General features: G+C 67.9%; 2 protein-coding genes and 1 pseudogene. All 3 read left to right on the forward strand.

Annotated features, from left to right (window positions below; genetic code table 11):
- Window positions 1-501: 501 nt before the first annotated feature.
- Window positions 502-2148 carry an alpha-amylase family glycosyl hydrolase gene (locus VI480_RS07175; RefSeq protein ID WP_323672141.1) on the forward strand — a complete coding sequence of 549 codons (1647 nt, stop codon included), beginning with the start codon at window positions 502-504 and terminating at the stop codon, window positions 2146-2148.
- Window positions 2145-3158 carry a LacI family DNA-binding transcriptional regulator gene (locus tag VI480_RS07180; protein WP_323672142.1) on the forward strand — a complete coding sequence of 338 codons (1014 nt, stop codon included), beginning with the start codon at window positions 2145-2147 and terminating at the stop codon, window positions 3156-3158. The genes VI480_RS07175 and VI480_RS07180 overlap by 4 nt, the downstream gene beginning before the upstream one ends.
- A 112-nt stretch (window positions 3159-3270) precedes the next feature.
- Window positions 3271-3585 (forward strand): annotated as a pseudogene (locus VI480_RS07185) (hypothetical protein); the annotation flags it as partial.

The raw sequence follows: 3585 nt of genomic DNA on the forward strand, positions 1-3585 counted from the left end.
TGGGAGGTTGTGGCATGACGGGCGCCTTTCTGTTCGCTGACCGGTCTCATGATGGCGGGCCGATCATCATGGGTGCAGCGTGTGCACGACGATGGGGCCTGTGCACCTGCGGAGAGCGTTTCCGCGCGGCTGCGCTCGGACAGTTGACACTATTCGTTGCGCTGCGCTAGACAAGCCGTGTGTTCACAGCTCGGGGTGTGAACTCCGAGCCGCACATCACACAACCCAAACTGACAGACCAAGGACCGGCCCGCTTCGGCGGGTCGGTCTTTGGGTTGCATGGCCCGACCTTTGGGTTGCATGGCCCGACCGCCGCATGATCTGATCCTGCAATCGGTTGCAGAATCGGGGCAGACTGACCGCAGGCGCGTTGCCGCAGGTGGTGGCGCTGCCCGGAACATGACTGGAGACGGCGTGACGCCTGACAGCCCGACATCGGACCGCCGCCCGTCTTCGCCCCAATTGTCTTTGCCATGGTGGACCGACTCTGTCGGCTACCAGGTGTATCTGCGATCCTTCGCCGACTCGAACGGCGACGGCGTCGGCGACTTGGCCGGCATCCGGTCCAAGCTCGGTTACCTGAGCGACCTCGGGGTCGACTTCATCTGGGTGACGCCCTTCTATCCCACGCCCGGACACGACTGGGGTTACGACGTCGCTGATTACTGCGATGTCGACCCGCTGTTCGGCGATCTGGCCGCATTCGACGCGTTGGTGGCCGACGCCGCCGATCGCGGCATCCGCGTCGTGACCGACTTGGTGCCCAACCACACGAGCAGCGCTCACCGATGGTTCCAGGCCGCACTCGGCAACGCCGGCGAAGCCGGGCGGGCCCGCTACCGCGACTACTACATCTGGCGCGACCCTGCCCCCGACGGCGGACCGCCGAACAACTGGGTGGGTTACTTCGGAGGTCCGGCATGGACGCTGGAACCGACTTCGGGCCAGTACTACCTGCACCTGTTCCTGACATCGCAGCCGGATCTGAACTGGCGCAATCCAGCAGTGGCCGACGAGTGGGACGAGATCTTGCGGTTCTGGCTGGACCGCGGTGTCGCCGGCTTCCGGGTCGACGTGGCCGGCGGCCTGGTCAAGGACGCTGGTCTGCGCTCGAATCCGCAGCTCCTGCCCATCCCGCCCCGAGCATCTCGCTGGGAGCAGTGGGATTGCTTCGAGCATCTCTACGACGTCTTCCAGCCCGAGAGCCAGGAGGTATTCCGGCGCTGGCGCAAGATCTGCGATTCCTACGGGGCGTTCCTGCACGGGGAGACGTACCACCTCGATCCGCGGGGCATGGACGATCTGCTGCCGCCCGACGGCATGCACGGCGGCTACTGGTTCGCGCCGATGCACATCGAGTGGGAGCCCGGCGAGATTCGCAGGACGCTGCGCGGCCCGTCGAGTGCCTTGGCCGACCGCCTGGTGTGGGCGATGAGCAGCCACGACATGCCGCGGGCGCCGACCCGCTTCGCGTCAGTGTGGGATGCCGACCGTGCCGCGGGGACCTCGCAGCATTGGGGTGCCGCCCGCACGCTTGCCTTCAATGTGCTCGCTGCGTTCCTGCCCGGAACCCTGGTGCTGTACCAGGGCGAGGAGCTCGGGCTGGTCGACGGCGAGGTCGCGGCTGAGGACAAGCTGGATCCCGTCGGTCCAGACGATGACGTGAACGCCGGCCGAGACGGCTGCCGCACCCCGATGCCCTGGGGCGACGGTCCGCACAACGGTTTCTCGGCCGCCGAGCCGTGGCTGCGCTCTGCCGCGCGTCCCTCGGGCGAGACGGCCGCTGCGCAGTCCAACGACGAGCGGTCGTGGCTGGGGGCCTACCAGGCGCTGCTCGACACCCAGCAGCGGGTGCGGTCCGTACTGTCGAATGGATCTGCTGACGGCGAGGACGCCGTGGAATGGATCGACAGCGGTCGCGGACCGGTCATCTCGTACCGCCGGGGCCGCATCGGGGTCGCTGCGAGCGTCGGCGAGGACTCCCACGAAGTGGAGATCCCGGCCGCCGCCACCGTGCTGTATGACTCGTCGGCGGCGTGTCCCCATCCTTATGACGGGGTAGCCGAATCCCGAGCGCCCGCTGGGTCGAGACAGTCGAACGGGACCTATCTACTCGCCCCGGCGAGCGCGATGGTGTGGCAGGAATGACGGGTCCCATGGTTCGGATCGGCGACGTCGCCCGAGCCGCGGGAGTATCCACTGCGACGGTCAGCCGGGCATTGCGGGGGTTGCCCCATGTCGCCTCAGCCACACGGCAGAGAGTGCTCACGGCCGCTGCCGAACTCGACTACCGGCCCAACTTGCCCGCAGCACGGCTGGCCGCAGGGACGACCAACACGATTGCCGCGGCGGTGCCCGACCCGGCCGCCTGGTTCAACGCGACGATCGTGGGTGCGCTGGGCCATCACACGACCGCAGCGGGATACGACCTGTTGCTGTCGGGCGTCGCCAACTCCGACGAACGCCGTCGCTTCATCGAGCTGAACGGCGTCAGATCGGGTCGCAGCGATGCGGTAGTGCTGATCGACGTCGCCGTGGGTCCCGATGTCGCGAGCGCATTCGTGGCGCAAGGCGGCTGTGCTGTCACGGTCGGCTTCCGGACGGCGGCGCTCAGCTCGGTGACGGTGGACAACGTGGCGGTCGGCCGCACCGCCACCGACCTCCTGCTCGACAACGGTCACCGGCGCATCGGGCTGCTCAGCCTCAGCAGCGGGGATTCGCTCAACTTCTCCATCCCCAGCCAGCGAGCGGAGGGCTACGCCCGGGCGCACAGCGCAGCGGGGTTGACGCCTGATCCGGCGATGACCGTTTCGACGAGCAACAGCTGGGCCGAGGCACGACGCGCGGCCCACGTGCTGCTCGGGGCCGCGGAGCCGCCGAGTGCGATCTTCGCCATGTGCGACGAGCAGGCGTTCGGCGCCATGCTCGCAGCGCGCGACCTGGGTCTGCGCGTCGGTGACGATCTGTCGCTCGTCGGCGTCGATGACCACGACCAGAGCCGCCTCGTGGGCTTGACGACGGTGCGGCAGCACGTCGCCGACCAGGGAGTCGCCGCTGCGGAGCTGGTGCTGCGGTCGCTCGAGACCGCCACGCCGGCACCCCAGCACATCCAGCTCGACACCGAGCTGATCGTCCGTGACTCAGTGGGTTCCCCGTGAGATCCCCGGCGGGCGCGGCCATTTGACAGTCGGCTAGGCTTCGGCAACCGCGTCTGCAAGCGCTTGCAACGTGCACGGGCGCACCGATTTGCGTCCCCCCAGGGAGGAACACATGAAAGACCACAGCAACAGACGCACCCGACTCCGCTGGGCGCGTCTTCTGGCCATCGTGCTGGCCTTCGGACTCATCGCGGCGGCATGCGGCAGCGATGACGACGGAGACGCCGAGGAGGCGCCGGCCGCGACCGAGGCGATGGCCGACGAGTCGATGGACGACTCCATGGATGACGAGTCGATGGACGACTCCATGGATGACGACATGTCTGATGACATGATGGACCTGTCGGGCACCAAGGTGACCGTCTTCGGTCCCGAGTCCAGCGACGAGGAAGCCGGTGCGCTGCGAGATGCGCTCGACCACTTCGCC

This window comes from Candidatus Poriferisodalis multihospitum, assembly GCF_028283155.1.
Taxonomy (GTDB): domain Bacteria; phylum Actinomycetota; class Acidimicrobiia; order Acidimicrobiales; family Poriferisodalaceae; genus Poriferisodalis; species Poriferisodalis multihospitum.

Coding starts and splice junctions, on each gene's coding strand:
- VI480_RS07180 (WP_323672142.1), top strand. CDS start 2,145: ATGACGGGTCCCATGGTTCGGATCGGCGACGTCGCCCGAGCCGCGGGA.